This is a genomic window from Christiangramia oceanisediminis (assembly GCF_022570735.2).
GTDB lineage: Bacteria > Bacteroidota > Bacteroidia > Flavobacteriales > Flavobacteriaceae > Christiangramia > Christiangramia oceanisediminis.
The window spans coordinates 274,023-291,072 of sequence record NZ_JANCNS010000003.1; the positions used below are offsets into that span (position 1 = coordinate 274,023).

Annotated in this window: 18 protein-coding genes; 15 read left to right on the plus strand and 3 right to left on the minus strand. The window is 42.8% G+C overall.

The window, feature by feature from the left end; all coding sequences use genetic code 11:
• Positions 1-23: 23 nt before the first annotated feature.
• On the minus strand, positions 24-512 hold the full coding sequence (locus tag MKO06_RS13925; RefSeq protein ID WP_241552675.1) for a VOC family protein: 489 nt from the start codon (positions 510-512) through the stop codon (positions 24-26).
• A 48-nt stretch (positions 513-560) separates the two neighbouring features.
• Here MKO06_RS13925 and MKO06_RS13930 point away from each other — a divergent pair, with 48 nt between their 5' ends.
• Both MKO06_RS13930 and MKO06_RS13935 read left to right on the plus strand, forming a co-directional pair.
• Positions 561-1,055, plus strand: coding sequence for an SRPBCC family protein (locus MKO06_RS13930; RefSeq protein ID WP_241552676.1), 495 nt, complete (start codon positions 561-563; stop codon positions 1,053-1,055).
• An 88-nt stretch (positions 1,056-1,143) separates the two neighbouring features.
• Complete coding sequence (locus MKO06_RS13935) at positions 1,144-2,430, plus strand: HipA domain-containing protein (protein ID WP_241552677.1); 1,287 nt, start codon at positions 1,144-1,146, stop codon at positions 2,428-2,430.
• Between the two features lies 1 nt (position 2,431).
• Here the strand turns inward: MKO06_RS13935 and MKO06_RS13940 are convergent, their stop codons facing one another.
• A complete protein-coding gene (locus MKO06_RS13940) occupies positions 2,432-4,468 on the minus strand; it encodes a S9 family peptidase (protein ID WP_241552678.1) in 2,037 nt (678 codons plus the stop codon).
• A gap of 128 nt (positions 4,469-4,596) precedes the next feature.
• On the opposite strand from MKO06_RS13940, the gene MKO06_RS13945 reads away from it, so the two are divergent.
• The 10 genes from MKO06_RS13945 (at position 4,597) to MKO06_RS13990 (ending at position 12,992) form a co-directional block, all read left to right on the plus strand.
• A complete protein-coding gene (locus tag MKO06_RS13945) occupies positions 4,597-5,415 on the plus strand; it encodes an alpha/beta hydrolase (RefSeq protein ID WP_241552679.1) in 819 nt (272 codons plus the stop codon).
• Complete coding sequence (locus MKO06_RS13950) at positions 5,415-5,906, plus strand: nuclear transport factor 2 family protein (RefSeq protein ID WP_241552680.1); 492 nt, start codon at positions 5,415-5,417, stop codon at positions 5,904-5,906. Before MKO06_RS13945 ends, MKO06_RS13950 begins: the two co-directional genes overlap by 1 nt.
• A gap of 1 nt (position 5,907) precedes the next feature.
• On the plus strand, positions 5,908-6,267 hold the full coding sequence (locus tag MKO06_RS13955) for a cupin domain-containing protein (protein ID WP_241552681.1): 360 nt from the start codon (positions 5,908-5,910) through the stop codon (positions 6,265-6,267).
• 105 nt (positions 6,268-6,372) lie between these two features.
• The gene (locus MKO06_RS13960; RefSeq protein ID WP_241552682.1) at positions 6,373-6,978 is read left to right on the plus strand and encodes a TolB family protein; all 606 of its coding nucleotides are present in this window, start codon (positions 6,373-6,375) and stop codon (positions 6,976-6,978) included.
• On the plus strand, positions 6,945-8,276 hold the full coding sequence (locus MKO06_RS13965; protein ID WP_241552871.1) for a S9 family peptidase: 1,332 nt from the start codon (positions 6,945-6,947) through the stop codon (positions 8,274-8,276). The genes MKO06_RS13960 and MKO06_RS13965 overlap by 34 nt, the downstream gene beginning before the upstream one ends.
• Positions 8,277-8,319: 43 nt before the next feature.
• Positions 8,320-9,498, plus strand: coding sequence for an MFS transporter (locus tag MKO06_RS13970; RefSeq protein ID WP_241552683.1), 1,179 nt, complete (start codon positions 8,320-8,322; stop codon positions 9,496-9,498).
• Between the two features lie 69 nt (positions 9,499-9,567).
• Complete coding sequence (locus MKO06_RS13975; protein WP_241552684.1) at positions 9,568-10,023, plus strand: DUF1801 domain-containing protein; 456 nt, start codon at positions 9,568-9,570, stop codon at positions 10,021-10,023.
• A 67-nt stretch (positions 10,024-10,090) separates the two neighbouring features.
• The gene (locus tag MKO06_RS13980) at positions 10,091-11,527 is read left to right on the plus strand and encodes an amidohydrolase (RefSeq protein ID WP_241552685.1); all 1,437 of its coding nucleotides are present in this window, start codon (positions 10,091-10,093) and stop codon (positions 11,525-11,527) included.
• Between the two features lie 196 nt (positions 11,528-11,723).
• Entirely contained in the window at positions 11,724-12,191 is a 468-nt protein-coding gene (locus tag MKO06_RS13985; protein ID WP_241552686.1) for a DUF4168 domain-containing protein, read from the plus strand.
• Between the two features lie 222 nt (positions 12,192-12,413).
• Entirely contained in the window at positions 12,414-12,992 is a 579-nt protein-coding gene (locus MKO06_RS13990) for a hypothetical protein (RefSeq protein WP_241552687.1), read from the plus strand.
• A gap of 6 nt (positions 12,993-12,998) precedes the next feature.
• On the opposite strand, the gene MKO06_RS13995 is transcribed toward MKO06_RS13990, so the two are convergent.
• Positions 12,999-14,528, minus strand: coding sequence for a GH3 family acyl-acid amido synthetase (locus MKO06_RS13995; RefSeq protein WP_241552688.1), 1,530 nt, complete (start codon positions 14,526-14,528; stop codon positions 12,999-13,001).
• A 129-nt stretch (positions 14,529-14,657) separates the two neighbouring features.
• Between MKO06_RS13995 and MKO06_RS14000 the strand changes: the two genes are divergently transcribed.
• From MKO06_RS14000 to MKO06_RS14010, 3 genes are all read left to right on the plus strand, one after another.
• Positions 14,658-15,038: a response regulator gene (locus MKO06_RS14000; RefSeq protein ID WP_241552689.1), complete on the plus strand. Its 381-nt coding sequence runs from the start codon at positions 14,658-14,660 to the stop codon at positions 15,036-15,038.
• Positions 15,035-15,271 (plus strand): DUF3820 family protein, encoded by a 237-nt coding sequence (locus MKO06_RS14005; protein ID WP_256946188.1) that lies wholly within the window; start codon positions 15,035-15,037, stop codon positions 15,269-15,271. Before MKO06_RS14000 ends, MKO06_RS14005 begins: the two co-directional genes overlap by 4 nt.
• A 116-nt stretch (positions 15,272-15,387) precedes the next feature.
• Positions 15,388-17,028 carry a CTP synthase gene (locus MKO06_RS14010; RefSeq protein ID WP_241552690.1) on the plus strand — a complete coding sequence of 547 codons (1,641 nt, stop codon included), beginning with the start codon at positions 15,388-15,390 and terminating at the stop codon, positions 17,026-17,028.
• The last annotated feature ends 22 nt before the right edge of the window (positions 17,029-17,050 follow it).

The following is a 17,050-nucleotide window of genomic DNA, read 5'->3' on the forward strand; positions in this document are numbered from 1 at the left end:
TTACAAAACTAATTACCAGCTATTTAATCATTCGCCAGTTCCAGTAGTTCATTCATGTCAAGCCGCCGCGTATACATCTGTATCTCTCCATCGCTCGTTTTTGGCCAGTTCTCCTTAGGCTTGTCCCAGTACAATTCGATCCCATTTCCATCCGGATCGTCCAGGTACAGGGCTTCTGAAACACCATGATCTGCAGCGCCGGTGAGTGGATAGCCTTTTTTCTGAAGTCGTCTAAAGATCCTTGCCAAATCTATTCGTTCTGGATATAATATTGCAGCATGGAAAAGCCCCACTCCATCCTTCGAAGCTCTGCCCGCTCCAGCCGAATTCCAGGTATTCAGAGCGATGTGATGGTGATAACCGCCAGCAGAAAGAAATACGGCAGAATCTCCCATTCGCTGGGTAATTTTAAATCCCAGCAGATCCCTGTAAAATTCCAGGCTTTTCTCAATGTTGGAAACTTTCAGGTGAACATGGCCGATCCTGGTTTTTGCGGGCAATTTATAATCCATAAGCTAGCGTTTTTCAGTAAATTTAATAAGAATTAAATCATTGAAGCGATGGAAACACAGGTAGACTGGAGCCGGTTCGAAGTAAAAATGCCGCTCGATTTCGACGAAATTAAGATAAGGGAACATTGGTTAACTCAGGAAAACCTGGAAAAATGGTTCCTCAGAAAGGCTGAGTTTACAAACAAAGATGGTGAACCTAGGAATCGTAGTGAAAAGATTCAACCGGGTGACTCCTATAAATGGCAATGGCATGGCTGGCCCGAAACTATTGAAGAACAGGGACTGGTCCTGGAACCACATAAAGGTGAATTCTTAAGATTCGTATTTGGAAAAGCTGGAATTGTGGGACTTAGTATGTTTTGGGAGCAGGAAGAAAATATTATAAAGCTGGTACAGGAACAAATTCCACAGGATGAGCAATCCAGGATGAATTTTTATGTGGGCTGTAAAACGGGCTGGACTTTTTATATGTTGAATTTGAAATCTATACTCTTAAATGGCCCGGACCTGCGGAATAAGAATAGTGAACTTCAAATGGATTAAGCTAATTTAACGTTAGTTTACCAAACTCAATAGTCCAGGCTACAGGTCAAAATAGTAGTTTTAATTTCCGAAATCTAAACCAGTATAGATGAAAAAGTTTCTTGCCATAATCGCTGTTCTTTTTCTTGTTTTGATCATCCTTATTTACTGGTCGGCTTCCAGCACCGATAAGAAATTCGTAACCTGTAGTATTGAAAATATCGAGGATGTTGAAAAAATAGATTTCCGGGAGCATGATTCTGTCCTGGTAGCGGCGAGCACTCTCTACGAGGGCGACCTCATCAAAAGGCTTATGCAGGGCGAGAATTACCGGAAAGCCTGGTCGACTCCGGTTCAGGTTCCTATCGCTTTCCTTGATACTTTAAAAGGCGGTTTAAAGATCAAGGACGAAGGTGGAGGAATGCAAACCCAGTCACTTGAACTGGAAGGCGAGAATGATATTAAATACACCCTAAGAAGCGTTGCCAAGGATCCAAAAAAGCTCATCCCTGAAATTGCCGAAAAACTGGGACTTGAAAATATCGTTGTAGACGGAATTTCAGGTCAGCATCCGTACGCCGCCATGCTGGTAGCCGAATTAGCTGAAACAGCCCAGGTCCTGCATACGCATCCCCAGGTCTATTTTATTCCGAAGCAGGAGCGTCTTGGTGATCTTAACAATAAATACGGAAACAGGCTCTACCTGCTAGAATACGAACTCAAAAGCGACGGGAACTGGACCAATCTTGAAGATATCGACGAAATTATTGATACCGATAACCTGCAGGAATTGAAGCTGCAAAAAGGTTCAAGCCTGAGTCTGGACAACGAAATGCTCATAAGAACCCGGCTTTTCGATATGCTGATCGGCGACTGGGACAGGCATGCCAAACAATGGGGCTGGGCCATTCAGAAAAAGAAGGATCGTTATAAGGCCATTCCTATTCCTGGCGATCGCGACAATGCATTCTTCAAGCTAACCGGACTGGTACCTTCCATCATAACCAACAAAAATATCGAACCCGAGATCAGGCCTTTCGAAGAAGATATCGATCATATGCCCGGGCTGGTCTACCCCAATGATCGGTACTTTCTGCTTAAGGTTCCCAAAGAGACCTTCATTCGGCAGGCTGAAATTCTTCAGCAAAATATGACCGAAGAAAAGATAAGGGAGGCCTTTATGGTATGGCCAAAAGCCATCGCTGAACTGGACCAGGAGGAGATCACCGAAAAACTGCTTGCCAGGAAAGCGAAACTTCCTGAATATGCCAGTTCATTCTACCAGATCATCCAGGAACAGGGCGAATTAACTGAACCGATGAAGGGTTCAGAAGATATCGATATCCCTGAAGGCCTGCTTCGCTGTTTTGAATGCCTTGAAAACAGCGAAAATTAAACTATTCCTTATTTCTGAACTTTTCAAACCAGGCCAGCGTATGCGCGATCTTGGTGATCAGGTTGCTGGGTCTGGCGGCGATCCCGTGTGAAGCTTCAGGTATTTCCACTAAAACAGTTTCAATTTTACGCAATTTAAGGGCATGGTATAATTGTTTGGCTTCGCTTGGCGGAGTTCTAAGATCGTCCATTCCTACCATGACCATGGTAGGCGTTTCCACATTCCCCACAAGGGATAAAGGCGAAAACTTCCAGTAACCTTCAAAGTTCTCCCATGGCTGACCGGGATAACGCGAATCGGCGTATCCATAATAATTATCGGCTACCAGGGTTTTACTGATCCAGTTCACAACTGGCTTGGCAACCACGGCAGCGGCAAATCGATCGGTTTTTCCAATGATCCAGGCGGTCATGATCCCACCAGCACTCCCGCCGGTCACGAAGAGTTCTTCGGTATCTACATATCCTTTCTGGATCACGGCATCGACCCCATCCATCACATCATCATAATCCTCCCCGGGATAGTTGTTATACAGCAGGTTCCCAAATTCTTCCCCATAACTGGTACTACCCCTTGGATTTGGATAAAATACCACATAACCTTTTGAAGCGTACAGCTGCATTTCTGCCGAAAAATGCGGGCCGTAATTCAGAATTGGTCCACCATGATTTTCTACCAGCAGCGGGTACTTCTTATTCTCATCGAAATCTGGGGGATAAACGATCCAGCCCTGTATATCCCGGTCATCTACTGTAGATTTATACCAGATCTCCTCTACCCTGCCCAGTTTTCGGTGGGTAAGCAGGTCTTTGTTCAAATCGGTAAGTACCTGCGGAGCATCATCCTTGCGCTCAATGACCGCAACATCTGCCGGCCTGTCTGGCCTGCTGATGGTATAGGCGATATCCCTGTCTTCAGAAACCGAATAGCTACCACTTGCATAAGGCCTTCCCAGGCTGGTTCCTCCCACATTTGAAACGATATCCCTGGTCTTTCCGTTCAGGTCTATATAGGCGATCTTGGTCACTCCCAGGTCGTTGTACATGAAATACAGGCCTTTGCCATTCGCGGCCCAGGTTGGGTTTGAAATACTTCGGTCAAGATCAGTAGAGATCACTCTCTTGTTGCTTCCGTCTATATTCATTACCTGGAGCTGGTCTACCTGGTACGCCTGCACTTTGTCCTGGAAACCCAGGTAAGCGATGTATTTTCCATCTGGAGACACGGCTGGGGCAAAATCGGGACCGCTTCTTTCTGTGAGTTGCTCAATTTGACCACTGTGAACATTCACTGAATAGATCTCGCTATTTCTAAAGTCGTATTCCCAGTCTTCATTTCGGTTAGCCGAAAAGTAGATCTTGCTTCCGTTAGGCGCCCAGGAGAGACTTCCATTGTGATTAAAATCACCGCTTGTAAGTTGCCTCGCCGTACCGCCTTCTGAAGGTATCGTGAAAATATGATCGAATCCTGGTTTGATATACCCGCTCCCGTCTGATTCATGTTTTAAACGATCGGTGATTCTCGGGGATTTTGCCCACTCAGCGTTTTCAGGCTTTTCGGGCATTTTGGCGATTACCGGTGCCTTCGCGTTCACTTTCATACTGAAGGCGATCTGCCCCCCATCAGGCGACCATTCGAGGTTAGACGGACTGTTTTCCAGTTGGGTAAGCCTGGCGATCGCACCGGTTTCAGTCCAGTACAAATAGATCTCACTGCCTTCATCGGTTGAACTCACAAAAGCGATGCGATCTCCCGAAGGTGACCAGCGGGCGTTACTTTCGCTCACTTCCCTACTGCTTAATTTGTGATGAATAGAAGGATCTTTCACTCCAAGTATCCATAGATTTCCTTTGGAACGGTCTTTCATAATATCGAAGCCCGTTCTCCGGTAAACCACATATTCCCCATCTGGTGAAATTTGAGGATCGGCGGTGTACTCAAGTTGAAATACATCCAGGTAATCAAAATTCTGGGTATTTTGAGCGGAAGCCTTTATAAAAAATAGAATAAGAATTGCGGACAGCAGGTATCTTTTCATAGGACTGAAAAATTAGAATTGAGGTCAGTTTTTATTAGAAATTCTCCAAATTGCCTATAAATAACGGGGATTTTGAGATATAATCAAAGTAAAGCTTATTTTTGGAAAACCGCTATAATTTGAATTTCATGAAAATCAGGTTACTTTTCCTGTTCACATTTTACTTGATCACTTTCAATCTCCAATCTCAAAGCACAGCCTCGGCTCAGGTGTCAGGCTTTCAGATTGAAGCACCTCAGCTGGATACTCTTAAGAAGATCTGGATCTACCTTCCTAAGACCTATAAAACTTCGAAAAAAAGATACCCGGTCATCTATATGCATGATGCCCAGAACCTGTTTGACAGGGAAACTTCGTTCGTGGGTGAATGGGAGATTGATGAAACTTTGGACAGCCTTGAAATACCAGAAGCTATTATCGTCGGGATCGAGCATGGCGGTGAAAAAAGGTTGGATGAACTCACTCCTTTTCCGAATGAAAAATACGGTGGCGGTAAGGGAGACAGCTATCTCGAATTTTTAACCCAAAATTTGAAGCCTCATATAGATAGTACTTATAGAACTAAAGCAGATATTCAAAATACCGGTATTTTTGGTTCTTCACTTGGCGGACTTATTTCGTTCTATGCCTTACTGAAGTATCCTGAAACCTTCGGGATGGCCGGCATCTACTCTCCTTCTTTCTGGTTTACTGAAAAGATCTATGAATATGCCAGGGAAAAGAAATTGAATACGAATGCCAGAATCTCTTTCCTGGTAGGTACCGAAGAATCTGAAGAAATGATTCCGGATATGAAGCGGATGATTGAGCTTCTAACTGCCAGGGGAATGAAAGCAGAAAATTTTCAGGCAGTTTATGTGGAAGGAGGCAAACATAATGAAGCGCTTTGGCGGCAAAATTTTGCTAAAACATATTTATGGCTCATAAACAATAAATCTTTGGAATAATGAAACATGTTATCTTTTCGATCATTTGCCTGATCTCTTTTATGTCAATGGCCCAGGTTAATAGCGATTCCGAAATTTTCAAACAATTGAAATCAAGGGACAGCCTGTTATTCGATCGTGGTTTTAACCTTTGTAAGATCAATGAATTCGAAGACATCATAAGCGAGGACCTGGAATTTTTCCACGACCAGGGTGGCTTAACCACCAATAAAATAGATTTCCTCAAGAACGTTAGAAATAATATTTGCTCTAATCCAGATATGAAACCAATCAGGAAACTGGTACCTGGAAGCCTGGAAGTCTTTCCGCTTTATGATAATGGCGAGTTATACGGGGCCATACAAAAAGGAATACATGATTTTTATATCCAGGAACCCGAAAAGGAACTATATAAAACAAGTTCTGCCAAATTCACGCATGTATGGGTCCGGGATAACGACAAATGGATGCTGAAACGCGTGTTAAGCTACGATCATCATAGTCCGGAATAATATGGAAAAAGTAAATATTGCAGAAAAATTTGAAAAATTCTCCGACCATTGGAATCCCCGCATAGTTGGAGAACTGAATGGCCAGCAGGTGAAACTGTCCAGGCTAAAAGGCGAATTCGTATGGCATTCCCATGAACATGAAGATGAATTGTTCTGGGTGGTGAAGGGAAGCTTGAAGATCGATTTTCGCGACCGTACGGTGGTTTTGAACGAAAACGAATTCCTCGTTGTGCCACGCGGAGTTGAACATAAGCCTATTGCTGAAGAGGAAGTCCTGGTAATGCTTTTCGAGCCCGCCTCAACACTACATACCGGAAAGGAAAAACATCAGCTTACCAATAATCAACAGCAGAAGATTTAAAATTTTCAGGTCGTGCCTTAAACAAGCTCCTAAAGGTCATTTTTTGTATATTTAATTGGTTTTCAAACACCACTATAAATTACCTAACCAAAAAAATTACAAAAGATGAAAAATACCATTTACCTGCTATTTTTCCTTTCGGCATTTGTTTTTGCACAAAATAACCAGGATCCAAAGGAATACAGCATTGAGCAATTTTATGAAAATACCCGTATTGGCGGCGGAAGATTTTCTCCTGATGAGTCTAAATTGTTGATCAGCAGCGACGAATCAGGGATATTCAACCTTTACGAGATCGATATTTCCACGGGCGAGAAGAAGGCCATCTCCAGTTCAGAAAACGAATCCTACTTTGCTGTAGATTATGTTCCGGGTACTCAGGATATTCTATATTCGGCTGATAAAGGCGGCAACGAGATCAATCATCTTTACCTGCTTAAGCCTGATGGAAGTTCTAAAGACCTGACCCCGGGAGAAAATGAAAAAGCTGAATTCGCCGGCTGGAGTGAAGACAGGGAGTTTATGTACTACCTGTCTAACAAAAGAAATCCGCAGTTCTTTGACCTTTACCAGATGAAGATTGGAACCTGGGAGCCAGAAATGCTATATGAAAATACCGAAGGCTATTCGGTTTCTATATCTCGGATTCGGGAAAATACCTGGCGCTTTCCAAACCCATCACAACCAGTGAGAACCAGTTGTTTCTCCTGAATATGAAAACCGCCGAAATGACCGAGATATCTAAACCCGGATATAATTACAGCGCGGCAGGATTCAATAATGAAGAAACCGAAATGTATTACACCACCAACCAGGGCGGTGAGTTCTCCAGGCTTATGTCGTTCGACCTGGACAGCAAAACTTCAGAAGTTCTTTATAAAACCAACTGGGATGTGATGTACAGTAACCTCAGCGAAAATGATACCTACCGGGTAATCGGGATCAACGAGGATGGCGCCACCAAACTCGTAATGTGGAAAAATGAGACCCAGCAACCCATGGAACTGCCGGATATTAAAGATGGAAATATCGTTTCAGCAGGCTTTTCAGAAAGCGAGGATCTTTTAAGGTTAACCGTGGGAACCTCCAAAACCCCGAATAACATCTATGTCTACAATCTTAAAACAAAGGAGCTTAAAAAATTAACCAGTACCCTGAATCCCGAGATCGATCCGGACGACCTGGTTTCGGCTGAAGTTGTGAGGTATAAATCCTTTGACGGACTAGAAATTCCAGCCATATACTATAAACCCCTGAACGCAACCGCAAGTAATAAAAAACCAGCGCTCGTATGGGTTCATGGAGGCCCTGGCGGACAGTCGAGGGTTGGATACTCAGCCCTGATCCAGTACCTGGTTAATCATGGCTATGCCGTCCTTGCAGTGAATAACCGCGGAAGCAGTGGCTACGGAGCCAGTTTCTATAAAATGGACGACAGGAATCATGGAGAGAAGGATCTGCAGGATGTGATCTACGGCAAAAAATGGCTGGCTTCCCAGGATTATATCAATAAAGACCAGATTGGGGTAATTGGCGGAAGTTACGGTGGCTATATGACCATGGCCGCAATGACCTTCGCACCCGATGAATTTGAAGTAGGCGTGAACATTTTTGGGGTTACCAACTGGCTGCGCACCTTAAGATCCATTCCTCCTTACTGGGAATCCTTTAAGAATGCGCTTTATGAAGAACTTGGAGATCCCAACACCCAGGATTCGATCAGGCTTAAAAAGATCTCACCGCTGTTCCATGCCGAAAATGTGAAAAACCCGATCATGGTTTTACAGGGGGCAAATGATCCCAGGGTCCTCCAGGTAGAATCTGATGAGATCGTGGAAGCTGTAAGACAGAATGATGTTCCGGTTGAATATATGGTCTTCGCAGATGAAGGTCACGGTTTTATTAAAAAGGAAAACGAGATCAAAGGTTACAGGCAGATCAGGCTTTTCCTGGACAAGTATCTCAAAAAAGAACAGGTTAATCTTCCAGACACTGGTTTGAAGGATTAAATTAGTATACTTGCCATATGAAACAGGTAATATTCTATAGTTATTGAAAGCAACTCGTAGAATATTACCTGTTATCGTTATTGCTCAATTCTTTTGTACCTCGCTCTGGTTTGCCGGAAATGGGGTAATGAGCGATCTTTTGATCAATTTTAGCCTGGCGCCTGAAGCACTTGGCCACCTAACTTCCGCCGTACAATTAGGTTTTATTTGCGGAACCCTGATCTTTGCTTTCCTAACCATTTCAGACCGCTTCTCCCCTTCCAGAGTTTTCTTCTTTTGTGCACTGGCCGGAGCAATTTTCAACCTTGGAATTCTATTTGAGAATAACAGTTTATCAAGCCTTATCGTTTTTCGATTTTTAACCGGTCTTTCGCTCGCAGGAATATACCCGGTTGGAATGAAGATCGCTGCCGACTATTTCGACAAAGGCCTGGGTAAGTCACTGGGCTACCTGGTAGGAGCTTTGGTGGTTGGCACAGCTCTTCCACATCTTTTAAAAGCAGTTTCAGGCAGTATACAGCTGGATTGGCGATGGGTGATCGGTTTTACTTCGGTACTCGCCATTGCAGGAGGATTAATGATCCTCCTCTTTGTACCTGACGGCCCCTTTAGAACCAGAAAGCAAAAACCCGATCTGGGATTGGTCTTTAAGGTTTTCAGGCATAAAGAATTCCGTGCTGCTGCCTTTGGTTATTTCGGGCATATGTGGGAATTATATAGCTTCTGGGCCTTTGTTCCGGTTCTCCTCGCCTATTTCAAACTGAATAATCCTGAAGTTCAATTCAGCATTTCTTTTCTTTCCTTCTGGATCATAGGCCTGGGCGGAGTTGCCTGCGTGATTGGCGGTTATCTTTCGGAAAGATTCGGCACTAAAAACATAGCTGGCCTGGCACTTTTAAGTTCCGGATTTTGCTGCCTGATCTCGCCGTGGATCCTCGCCGGTAACTCCTTCCTGCTTATTGTGATCTTTTTGATCTTCTGGGGTCTTGTTGTAGTTGCCGATTCGCCTCTCTTTTCTAGTCTGGTAGCCAGTAATACATCACCTTCCTCCCGTGGAACTGCGCTAACCATTGTTAATTGTATTGGTTTCAGCATTACCATCATCAGCATTCAGCTTGTCAATTACCTGGCCAACCTGGTAAAACCTGAATACCTGATGATCTTCCTGGCTATTGGTCCGGTTTTGGGCTTAACAGGCCTTTTCAGCAAAAAGCTGAATTAATAGCTTCCGGATCCCGTTTTTAAAAATCAAAAAACTAATTTTAAATTCAGTAGACCTAATTTTTCAATTATGAAGATCGAAGCCAATTCCCCAGAAAAATATATCAGCAAAGTTCCAGAGGAAAGGATAGCTGCGATGAGTAAACTTAGGTCGGTGATCAGGGAGAACTTACCTGTAGGCTATGAGGAAACCATGAGTTACGGGATGATTGGATATGTAGTGCCGCATTCGATCTATCCTGATGGATACCACTGCGACCCAGAACTTCCACTACCCTTTATGAACCTTGCCTCTCAGAAAAACTATATCGCTCTTTATCATTCAGGTGTTTATGCCAATAAGGAATTAAGTGAATGGTTCATCGGTCAATATAAAACCCAAATAGGCCGTAAACCAGATATGGGAAAAAGCTGCATTCGTTTTAAAAAACCTGAAGAAATACCCTTCGTAATAATTGGCGAATTGGTTTCTAAAATGAATGTCCAGCAGTGGATTGATCTTTATGAGAAGGCAATAAAAAAGTAGGCTAATCATTTCATTTATAGATTTCAGGCAATTTTGACTATTTTAGGGATGAACTAAAAAGTCTATTATGAATAAATTTTTACTCCCTCTGTGCCTGTTTTTCGCCTTCAGCCTGCAGGCCCAGAAAGAGATTCCGGCCAATAAAAAGGAATTGATACAATCTATTGAATCACGAGAAGATGAGCTTATCGCATTAAGCGACAAGATCTGGGCACTTGCCGAAACAGCTTTTGAAGAAAATGAGTCTGCTAAATTACTCGCAGATTATGCCGAAAAAGAAGGTTTTAGCGTGGAACGCGGCGTAGCTGGTATGCCAACCGCTTTTGTAGCCACATATGGCAGCGGCTCGCCTGTAATTAGTGTACTTGGAGAATTCGATGCGCTACCGGGGATTTCCCAGAAAGCTCAGCCAACCAAGGAACCACTCGATGAAGGTAAAGCCGGTCATGGTTGTGGTCATAACCTTTTTGGTGTTGGAAGCCTTGCAGCCGCTATTGCCATCAAAGACCAGATAGAAAGTGGAGATATCAAGGGAACGGTAAAATTCTTCGGAACACCAAGTGAAGAAAAGTACTTTGGCAAGATCTGGATGGTAGATGCCGGACTTTGGGACGATGTGGATGTGAACATCAGCTGGCATCCTGCTGCTAAAACCGAAGCCGATGTTCAAAGCTCCCTGGCGCTGGTAGATTTTAAAGTGGAATTCTTCGGACAGGCGGCTCACGCTTCTGCCGATCCATGGAATGGAAGAAGCGCCTCAGATGCGCTTGAACTATATACCACCGGGGTGAATTATTACCGTGAACACGTAAAACCAACAGTTCGGATGCATTATCATATTCAGGATGGCGGACAGGTGGTGAACGTGGTACCCGATTATTCATTATTGTGGATGCGGGTTCGCGATACCAAAAGAGATGGTTTGATGCCTGTTTTCGAACACGCCAAAAAAATGGCGGAAGGCGCGGCCATCATGGCCAATGTGGATTATAAGGTTTCCCTGATCTCCGGAATTTATGAAACTCTGGTTAATCGCGAAGGTGGAAAGATCATGCAGAATAACCTCGAATTACTCGGCCCAATTGAATACAGCCAGGAAGAGATCGATTTCGGAAAAAGCATTCAGAAAGAAACAGGAAAGGAACTGGTTGGAATGGATTCAGAGATCAAACCTCTGGAAGAAACCAAAGAACACCCGGGCGGTGGTTCAACCGATGTGGGCGATGTAAGCTGGAATGTACCCAACATCAACCTAAGTGTGACCACTGCGCCTAAAGATACCCCATGGCATTCCTGGGCCGTTGTCGCCTGTGGGGGAATGAGCATTGGGCATAAAGGAATGATCTACGCAGGCAAGGCTATGAGCATGACCATGCTGGACCTGTTTGAAAATCCTGAACTAGTTGAAAAAGTGAAAAAAGAATACCAGGAACGAAAGGGTGATGCTACCTATGAAGCCATCATCCCAGACGGACCTCCACCTATTCCAGATACTGCCAAATAATCTGGAAAAAATCATTCTCCAGTATTGATTTTCAGTAAAAAAATGCCCGGATTTCTCGAATTCCGGGCATTTTAGTTAATGTCTCCAGGCTTAAATGTTAAGTTTTTCTTAAGATACCTGATTTATTTCCTAAAGCTTTGGATTTGGGTATCCAGACCAATAGCTTGGGCGCTTCAAAAAATTGAAAACACATACTATGAAATTAACGAAATTATTTAGCAGTTTACTTTTTGTTCTTGCAATTGGTAACCTTAGCATGAACGCTCAAAATCAGCCAATGCCTCAACAGGAAAAGATAGAGGTTAGCGATTCTGAATTGAGCGAATTCGCTCAGGTTTTTCAGCAAATAAGAATGGTAAATCAGGAGGCGCAGCAGGAGATGATCGCTGTGGTTCAGGAGGAAGAATTTGAATTGAAGAGATTCAATGAAATCCACCAGGCGAAAATGAATCCTCAGCAAGAGATCGAAACAACCGAAGCAGAGGATAAAAAATACAAGGTTGTGGTTGATGAGCTTCAAACCATTCAGCCAAAATATCAGGAAAAGATCGAAACTGTGATTTCAGATAGCGATCTAAGCATGGAGAGATATCAACAGCTTGCAATGGCTCTAAGAAGCGACCAGTCTTTACAACAAAGACTTCAGGAAATGATGAAAAGCTAAGCTTTCATCACAGATGATAATTAAAAAGCAGGTCAATGGCCTGCTTTTCTTTTTTTAAGAAATTAAATTTTAAGTCTATTTTAAAATTCGTGTCTTTCTGAGGCACCAATTTTGTTGTAATTTGGAAAAGATAAAAGAACGATGACGGTGCTAGCTAAAAAATCATTATTTCTAATTGTATTCATTACGAGTACGCTTACCTGTTATCCCCAGTCTAAACTCATGCAACAAAAAGACAGTCTTGAATTAAATAACAAGATCGTACCAGACGAGATTTGGAGAGAGGCCTATATCGCCTTTTCCCATTATCCCGAGTTAAAGGATACTCCTATTGAGATCAGGTTCAAACGAAATATCAAGAAATCCTTTATGCAGGCACAGCCGAAAGTTTCGAGCCTGCTTAAGAATAAAAAAGATCGCAGTTATATAATCTATATTAATAAGGAGTTCAATATTGAGGGCCAGGAATTCGACCTGAGCATGGTTCCTTCAGAAGTACTTATAGGCTGGCTGGGACATGAAATGGGGCATATCATGGATTACCAGGATCGATCTTCCATAGACCTGGTCTGGTTCGGAATTAAATATTTCACTTCCAAAAATTATATCAGGGAAGCTGAACGTGCAGCTGACACCTATGCTGTAAACCATGGCCTGGGAGAGCAGATCATTGCGACCAAGAACTTCATATTGAATCATTCGCAACTCTCTGATGTTTACAAAGATCGTATTGCAGATCTATATCTATCTCCAGATGAGATCATGGTTTTGATTGACGAAATTCATGAAGAAATAGATTAATGCATTCTATTTCTGATCCTGAACGAATTGTTCCCACTCATTGAATTTTTCCTCGTTCATCACTTTTTCCATTTTAACCTGGCCGCCTTTTTTCTTATTGGCTGCATTCCAGTCATGGAACATATCTGGTGAAACAAGTTTTACCTTTACACCTTTTAAAGCTTTAGACCGGGCAACCTTATAATTCTTATTCGCCTCCTTCAATGCATGATCCAGGGCCTCAGATAATTCCTCAGCATCTGCATTATCTTCAGTAGCCAGGTACCAGTAATGATAATATTCACCATCCTCACCCCTTTTGGCGGCCACCACAAATTCGGGAATACTGATATCAAATTTATCTTCCAGGCTTTTTATTGCGTCGTTCATTTTGTTGACCGAAAGCTGGGATCCTACAACGTTCAGGAAAAATTTTGTCCTTCCCGTGATCCTGATCTCATATTTTTCCTTGTTAGTAAATTTAATGGTATCACCTATGATATATCTCCAGGCACCGCTAACCGTGGAAATAAGCAAAACATATTCTTCTTCCTTCCGGGTCTCTTCTAGCGGAATTGCAGGCGCATCTTTGGTTAATGAACCATCCTCATTGATATATTCTGGTTTAAAAGGAACGAATTCGAAATAAACACCACCATCCAGTATAAGTTTCATGGAGTTGGTTCCTGGACGATCCTGCAAAGCCAGGAAACCTTCTGAAGCCAGGTAGGTATCGATCACCTGAATGGGCTTTCCAAGCAATTTATTGAAGCTCTTTTCATAAGGTTCAAAGGCAACACCTCCCGAAGTGTACACCTGCAAATTTGGCCATATTTCATGAATGTGATTGAGATCATGATATTCGATCACTTTTTTCAACATCAATTCCATCCAGGAAGGAATACCACTCAAGGCTCCAATATCCCAGTTTTTTGCATTCTCTGCGATCTTCTGAACCCGATCGTCCCATTCATCGATTTTAGCGATCTCTTCTCCAGGCTTATAATAGCTGCGAAACCAGAACGGAATATTGCTGGCGCTAATCCCACTTATCTCTCCTTCCTGGTGATCGCCCTGCTTTTGAAGATCGGTGGAACTTCCCAACATCATGATTTCCTTTTCAAAAAAATCTGGTGGAAGATCAAAATTACTAAGGGCGCTCACCTGTTTGATCCCGGCTTTTCTAATGGCTTCCAGCATATCATCACTCACAGGAATTCGTTTACTGGTTTTGCCAGTCGTCCCCGAGCTTATGGCAAAGTAAGGAGGTCTTCCAGGCCAGGTCACATTTTTAGCTCCATCATCATGATATTTATGCCACCATTCCTTATCGATCTTATGATAATCAAAATAAGGCACTGTGCTGGCAAATTCCTTTTTGATATTATCAGAATTTAAAATACGCTCAAAATCGTAATGCCTGCCAAATTCGGTATCCTTGGCTTTTTTAAGAAGATTTCTAAGAACTTCTTCCTGGTCCTTTAAAGCATCACCTTCTGGAGTAAGGTTTTCCTTGATTTCGATAAGACTTTTTATGATAGATCCGAATAGTGCCATTTGAAACTTGATTTTAAGCCTTAAAACTAAAAATAGCCTAACAGTTCCCCTAAAGATTACCAAATATTTAACTCGCCAGGGAGGTTATATCATGTTGCGGTAATTAACTTAGTAATAAGGCCCTTCGTTATGAGAAACATATATATAGTAGACGACGAAACCATATCGAACTTTATAACCTGCAAGCTGCTTGAACTTGAGGGTTTAAAAAACTGTGTTACCGAATTCACTCAACCCCAGAAAGCCCTTGAAATCATATCAAAAGACAGGGATGACCCACTGATATTTCTCGATCTCAATATGCCTAAAATGAATGGGTTTGAATTCATAGAGAAATTAAAAAAAGAAAATAATTCGTTCAAAGTAATCTTACTTACCTCCAGCAATAGTAAATTTGACCTGGAAAAATCTGAGAAATATCCTTCAATAATCAGGTATCTTACCAAACCATTGACCAGGGAAAAATTTTCGGAGCTCTCAGATTTCTTAAAAAAACACTGCCAGCCTTGAATTTAACCGATTCTAAAAAGCTTATCGAGCTCGCCTACGCTAAGATGCACTTTGGCAAATACAAAGGTTATTATCTCTCTGATATCCCGGAACCTTATTATGTATGGTTTCGGCAAAAGGGTTTCCCACAAGGCAAGCTGGGAGACCAGATGCAGGAGGTTTTTGAACTTAAGATAAACAGCCTTGAGCAGCTGCTTAGAGAGATCAGGAAACGTTATCCAAGACCACGGTAGGTCAAAATAAAAGTTCTTAAAAAGCTCTTAATATTAGCTTTCCAAATTAACCGCTTTTTCTATTCTTCTTTGTAATTTAGCGCCCTGAATAAAACAACACAACAAACTAGAATAAAATGGCCGATACCAAGTATATTTTTGTAACAGGAGGTGTGTCTTCTTCCCTGGGAAAGGGGATTATTGCTGCCTCTTTAGCAAAGTTATTGCAGGCAAGGGGGTTTAAAACAACTATTCAGAAACTGGATCCTTATATCAACGTAGATCCGGGAACCTTGAACCCTTATGAGCACGGTGAATGTTATGTAACCGATGATGGAGCTGAAACCGATCTTGACCTTGGTCATTACGAACGTTTTCTGAATGTGAACACTTCGCAGGCGAACAATGTAACCACCGGAAGGATCTACCAGAGCGTGATCGAAAAAGAGCGCCGTGGTGAGTTCCTTGGGAAAACCGTTCAGGTGGTTCCACATATTACCAATGAAATAAAGGAACGAATCCAGATCCTCGGCCAGAATGATGAATATGATATCGTGATCACCGAAATTGGTGGTACCGTGGGCGATATTGAATCTCTCCCTTATATCGAGGCGGTAAGGCAGTTAAAATGGGAACTTGGCGACGATAATGCGCTGGTGATTCACCTTACCCTGGTGCCCTACCTTTCAGCTGCTGGAGAACTAAAGACAAAACCAACTCAGCACAGTGTGAAAACCCTGATGGAAAGCGGGATCAAAGCCGATATCCTGGTTTGTCGTACTGAGCATGAACTTTCTGATGATATTCGCCGAAAACTGGCCATTTTTTGTAATGTTAGGCAGGAAGCGGTTATACAGAGTATCGATGCGCCTACCATTTACGATGTGCCGAACATGATGCTGAAGGAAGGCCTGGATACGGTGACCCTTAAAAAACTGGCGCTACCTGATGATTCCACGCCTAACCTGGAACGCTGGAACCAGTTTTTGAAAAGACATAAAAATCCAAAGGCCGAAGTGCATATTGGATTGATCGGAAAATATGTAGAGCTTCAGGATTCCTATAAATCCATCCTGGAATCATTCATTCATGCTGGTGCTGAAAATGAAGTCTATGTGAATGTGGAGTATATACATTCAGAATTCATAAATGACAGTACTATTCATAATAAAATAAGCCATCTTGACGGGGTTCTAGTTGCACCAGGATTCGGAGAAAGAGGGATCGAAGGAAAAATAGACGCGGTTCGTTATGCCAGAGAAAACGGACTTCCATTCCTGGGAATTTGCCTTGGAATGCAAATGGCAGTCATCGAATTTGCCCGAAACGTATTGCAGTTAAAAGGCGCGAATTCCACAGAGATGGATGGAAAGACCAAACATCCGGTTATAGACCTTATGGAGGAACAAAAAGAAGTTACTCATAAGGGCGGAACCATGCGTCTTGGAGCCTGGGATTGCAAGCTACAGGAAGGTTCCATCATTCATGGGGTGTACGAAACCGACCTTATCCAGGAGCGTCATCGCCACCGTTACGAATACAATAACAAATATAAGGAGCAGCTTGAAAACGCAGGAATGCTAAGCACTGGAATCAACCCGGAAACCGGACTTGTTGAAGTGATCGAACTCAAAGATCACCCATGGTTTGTTGGGGTTCAATATCATCCTGAATATAGAAGTACGGTTGCAAATCCCCACCCGCTCTTTGTGTCTTTTGTAAGGGCCGCCCACGAACATGCTGAAAAAGTAAAAAATGCCAAGATGGCACAGAATTAAAATTGGTCGCAATTTTGACCAG

Bases quoted from the DNA above. Each gene is read 5' to 3' on its own strand.
- MKO06_RS13925 (WP_241552675.1), bottom strand. From the start codon at position 512: ATGGATTATAAATTGCCCGCAAAAACCAGGATCGGCCATGTTCACCTG.
- MKO06_RS13930 (WP_241552676.1), top strand. From the start codon at position 561: ATGGAAACACAGGTAGACTGGAGCCGGTTCGAAGTAAAAATGCCGCTC.
- MKO06_RS13935 (WP_241552677.1), top strand. From the start codon at position 1,144: ATGAAAAAGTTTCTTGCCATAATCGCTGTTCTTTTTCTTGTTTTGATC.
- MKO06_RS13940 (WP_241552678.1), bottom strand. From the start codon at position 4,468: ATGAAAAGATACCTGCTGTCCGCAATTCTTATTCTATTTTTTATAAAG.
- MKO06_RS13945 (WP_241552679.1), top strand. From the start codon at position 4,597: ATGAAAATCAGGTTACTTTTCCTGTTCACATTTTACTTGATCACTTTC.
- MKO06_RS13950 (WP_241552680.1), top strand. From the start codon at position 5,415: ATGAAACATGTTATCTTTTCGATCATTTGCCTGATCTCTTTTATGTCA.
- MKO06_RS13955 (WP_241552681.1), top strand. From the start codon at position 5,908: ATGGAAAAAGTAAATATTGCAGAAAAATTTGAAAAATTCTCCGACCAT.
- MKO06_RS13960 (WP_241552682.1), top strand. From the start codon at position 6,373: ATGAAAAATACCATTTACCTGCTATTTTTCCTTTCGGCATTTGTTTTT.
- MKO06_RS13975 (WP_241552684.1), top strand. From the start codon at position 9,568: ATGAAGATCGAAGCCAATTCCCCAGAAAAATATATCAGCAAAGTTCCA.
- MKO06_RS13980 (WP_241552685.1), top strand. From the start codon at position 10,091: ATGAATAAATTTTTACTCCCTCTGTGCCTGTTTTTCGCCTTCAGCCTG.
- MKO06_RS13985 (WP_241552686.1), top strand. From the start codon at position 11,724: ATGAAATTAACGAAATTATTTAGCAGTTTACTTTTTGTTCTTGCAATT.
- MKO06_RS13990 (WP_241552687.1), top strand. From the start codon at position 12,414: ATGCAACAAAAAGACAGTCTTGAATTAAATAACAAGATCGTACCAGAC.
- MKO06_RS13995 (WP_241552688.1), bottom strand. From the start codon at position 14,528: ATGGCACTATTCGGATCTATCATAAAAAGTCTTATCGAAATCAAGGAA.
- MKO06_RS14000 (WP_241552689.1), top strand. From the start codon at position 14,658: ATGAGAAACATATATATAGTAGACGACGAAACCATATCGAACTTTATA.
- MKO06_RS14010 (WP_241552690.1), top strand. From the start codon at position 15,388: ATGGCCGATACCAAGTATATTTTTGTAACAGGAGGTGTGTCTTCTTCC.